This is a genomic window from Comamonas odontotermitis (genome assembly GCF_014207855.1).
Lineage (GTDB): Bacteria > Pseudomonadota > Gammaproteobacteria > Burkholderiales > Burkholderiaceae_C > Comamonas > Comamonas odontotermitis_A.
In genome coordinates, this window is the sequence record NZ_JACHKZ010000060.1 from 1 (window position 1) to 3,766 (window position 3,766).

The 3,766-nt window shown below is 55.8% G+C and carries 4 protein-coding genes; 1 reads left to right on the top strand and 3 read right to left on the bottom strand.

The features are described from left to right. Positions 1-249: 249 nt before the first annotated feature. Positions 250-1,884, top strand: a complete 1,635-nt coding sequence (locus tag HNP33_RS20760; protein WP_184711759.1) for a hypothetical protein — start codon at positions 250-252, stop codon at positions 1,882-1,884. Between the two features lie 80 nt (positions 1,885-1,964). On the opposite strand, the gene HNP33_RS20765 is transcribed toward HNP33_RS20760, so the two are convergent. The 3 genes from HNP33_RS20765 to HNP33_RS20915 form a co-directional block, all read right to left on the bottom strand. After that, complete coding sequence (locus tag HNP33_RS20765; RefSeq protein WP_184711758.1) at positions 1,965-2,180, bottom strand: hypothetical protein; 216 nt, start codon at positions 2,178-2,180, stop codon at positions 1,965-1,967. Positions 2,181-2,231: 51 nt separating this feature from the next. Then, positions 2,232-3,065 carry a hypothetical protein gene (locus HNP33_RS20770; RefSeq protein ID WP_184711757.1) on the bottom strand — a complete coding sequence of 278 codons (834 nt, stop codon included), beginning with the start codon at positions 3,063-3,065 and terminating at the stop codon, positions 2,232-2,234. Positions 3,066-3,269: 204 nt separating this feature from the next. After that, on the bottom strand, positions 3,270-3,766 hold a 497-nt coding region (locus tag HNP33_RS20915; RefSeq protein WP_221452160.1), incomplete at its 5' end, for a hypothetical protein.

Consider the following 3,766-nt stretch of genomic DNA (forward strand, 5'->3'; position numbering starts at 1 on the left):
ACCGAGCTGGGCACGCCCCAAACGGTGGCCGTGGCATAACTACGTCTGGGGTTTGGGGAGACTCAGTCTCAAACCGATTTATGCAACAAAGCCCAACAAGTTCGATGACTGGTGGCGCCCAGAGCAGTCATTGCAGCGGGTCATCCTTGAAGGTCTGCACTACATCTTAGAGCCGCCGCTGCAAACAGACACAGGCCAAGGACCGCTTTCAAGAGCAATGAACAGGCGCTTTCGACCCATAGCAGACACTTGGGTTATAAAAAGACTTCAATCTATACTGATAAAAAATCGGGAGAGAAAATGCAAATCTCAAGTGGAATTCGTTTTTTACGCTCCGCTATCGTAGTCTCGTTAGCAGTTTTTTCTTGCACCGCCAGTTGGGCAGCTCGCGACTTCACTCCACAAGCTGGCACCTGGGTCGTCTCCGAAGAGCTGGACGGCAAACCCGGTCGCGGCCTGGCCATTGATGTGCAAGGCAATACCCTCTTCATGCAAGTTTTTGGCTACGAGAAGAATGGCGATGCGACGTTCTACACCGCAACGGGTCAGATGAAGGGCAACACTGTCACGGCGCCGTTGATGCAGTACCAAGGCGGGCGCAGCTTTGGTGGAGACGCACGGGATGCTGTGGAACTAGGATCGCCGGGCAACGTGACGGTGAGTTTTGCCAACGGACTGCAGGGTACGGTGCAGTTTCCGGGAGAGGGGCCTGTAGCAATGGAGCGATTCATTGCAATGAGCGAACAGTTCGTGGTTGGTGAGTTATCCCCTCGAAAGGTAGGGCGTCAGCTGAAATTGGTTGGCTTGGACGAGGCCGGGCAACCGGCAATTGCCTGGGATGCCATGTTAGGACGTGAGAATTTGGGTCTGTTCCAGATAACCGGAAAACCCAGTAGCCGGCGATTGGAATGCTCAGAACTCCCCCAACTGGAGGCCTACATCTGCCAAGGGCAAGAGCCTGAGGACGGAAGCGCCTGGGTTGCTTCGGCACAACTGCGTGTTGTAGGCATTGATATACAAGGCCAGATCGAGATGCGTGAAGGTGAAACCAGCCGCCGCTATGCGTTGATAGGTATGGGAATCTCCGCCGGGGGAGCTGGCATACCGGAATGCCTTCAATACCAGCAGATCTATGTGCAAACCGGGCCACGATACTGCGGCGGCCCTCCGGTTATTACGCCGTCCAACGGCACCTGGATCATCACAGATGAGCTGTCGGGTAAACCAGGGCGCGGTATAGCCGTGGATGTGCAGAACGGCCTGGCAATTGCCCAGGTCTTTAATTACCTGGCTGATGGTCGCTCTAGCTTCCACATGGGTAGTAACGACTATGCAGGCATTACCACTACGATGGCGCTTACTCGGTATGCGGATGGCCGCTATTTTGGTGGGCCACAGCGCTCGGCTCGAGCGGTAGAGCCAGTGGGTGAAATGCAATTGCAGTTTGCCGAACTCAATCAGCAGCGCCTGGATGCAAACCGCGTGGCTGGCACGGTGCAGCTCCCTGGGGAGCTGCACCAACGCATGCAGCGCCTAGCGCTGGAGCCCGAGACCAGTAGCCACCAAGGCTTGCTAGGCCAATGGATGCTGCTTTTTTTAGGCCCGGATCACACCAAACCATCATGGCAGGAAACCCGCTTCATTACGCTAAGCCGCGATCTTGGGGATGCGGCGGCCAGTGAAGACGGCTCAGTGCAATGCAAACGCCAATCTCTGGAAGGGCACTGGCTTCAGGGAGTAGTCTGTGAATGGTGGCGGAACGACCGCTCCGAGTTGTGGAAGAGCAGCTTTATGCAGCAAACCAATAACCGTAGCGCAAGCGCCATGCAGATCCGCGACCGCCACGGCAATCTACTGGGCTTGGGCGACATCCCCCTAGATTGAGACTTAAGACAGCTCTTGGCCGTAGGCTGTCATCGTAATGTTGAAAGCAAAGAGCAGTTCCAACCATTGCTTGCTGCTCTTCATGATTTGAGCATGAATGACTGATGAATCTGTCCGCGTTCCTGGAGGAGCTTCACTGCAGCAGCGGCTAATGCATCATCCTCAATGATGCAAGCCTTGAGACACCCCGTGTCATCGACGTAACCCGTGAGATGACTAGCAAGAGCAAGCCATCGTTCCAGTGGAATTCCATTGCTCGTTAAAGCAGTGATGACTTCTGCATCTTTGATTGTCATGGTGGCGATTGAGAGTCAGGGTTGAAAGACTGCATATGGCCGAGCACAGTCTTACGCCCTTGGCCCATGCGGCAGCATACCGCTAGCAGCAATTTGAGTAGCCACGAAGTCAGCCTTCACGAACCCTTGTCGCTCTTGGAAGGCCACCGTCTCAGCGTACATCAGTTCCGCATAGGTTTGCATGAGTGTGCACGCTTCAACGTACTGCGAGGCATTGAGGTAGGTCTGGATGGCCGCTCTATACACGGCGTAGTCTCCGTTCTCCTTGACGCCTCCGTAGGACAGCTTTAGTTCCGCGCGACCCAGCCAAATCGGGTCGCGCTCCAAGGTCGGCGCATTGCTTCGACCTTGCAACCATCCAAGCGGCTTGGTCGCACGCCCTCCAAATGATGGAGGACTGATGATTGCCTTGACCGCGATTGCAAGTGCTTCATCTATTCGACCTTGCCGAACATACTGGGCCCAAAGGAGGCAAAGTGCATCCGTGTACTCGGGCAGAACCTCCAACGCCCTTTCCAACAACGACACGGCGTCGGCGACAGCTTGGGCCTGCACTTTGCACTTCGCATCCTCGAACAGCGCTCGTGGTGAACGTGCGTCCTGTTCAATAGATGGAGGCTCAGGATATTCGCCCTCAGCTTTCTCAAGCGCGGTCAGGAATGAAGACACCGAAGAGTACGTCGGCTGAATCTGCCATGAATCGTGCCAAGTCTCGACCACGATGGGCTCTCGCGTTTCCAGCCCGATAGGCCAATAGAGCCCAAACGAATCACCGTTGCCGAGTTCCCCTTCTGCGAAGGGTCGGAAGCCCAAAGGGGGGTACGGTGTCTCGTAGCGCCAAGCTTGGTCAACGCTGATTTCGACAATCTGAGAGGGGAGGAGCATGGAACAAATCAGCGATGGTTGCTCGAACTTGGTAATGCAGGGTGCGATTTTTTCGCGTCGGGCCGAGCGTGTCCGCTGTTGGCCGGTAGGACCAGCTCGTGGGCCTCGCTGACAGCTGACTTCGCTGGGTGTCCGCTTCCTTGCACATCCTTGCACTCACCCTACCGGCCGTCACTAACGAAGTGTCCATGCGGGCGCTTAGCGTCAACTATAAGCAGCGGCTGGAAGCGCGCTGGAGTCGGTCCGCTCGATGGAAAAGTTAGGCCTTCGCTCAAAAAACTTCAGCCCCCAGAAGATGGCCAGTGCAACAACAAACCAAACCGCCACCTTGACAAGCCAAGGCGACCCACCCCGATGCCGCGCCACCTTTGCATTGAAACTAGAAAACAAGTCCTCTGCGACCACTTTCCCATCGACCAGTGCCTCTGCTCGTGCAGCCTTATGGTTCACAGATACTCGAATTTCGATGTCGTGCCCGTGGGCGCTGAACTTTCGCACTCCGCTCGGCCGCAGGCTCCAGTGGCTAAGCGCGAGCACACCATCAACAAAGTACTTCTCACCGCCAAAGTAGCCACATTCGACCTTGATCTCATGTGCACTATTGACTCCAAACGGCTTTGTTGCACAAATCCGGGCCGCAGCGGTAGTAGGCTCGGATGATGAGTGAGACGAACTGGGGTCGGCGCAAGTACCGCACCACA

Bases quoted from the DNA above. Each gene is read 5' to 3' on its own strand.
- HNP33_RS20765 (WP_184711758.1), bottom strand. From the start codon at position 2,180: ATGACAATCAAAGATGCAGAAGTCATCACTGCTTTAACGAGCAATGGA.
- HNP33_RS20770 (WP_184711757.1), bottom strand. From the start codon at position 3,065: ATGCTCCTCCCCTCTCAGATTGTCGAAATCAGCGTTGACCAAGCTTGG.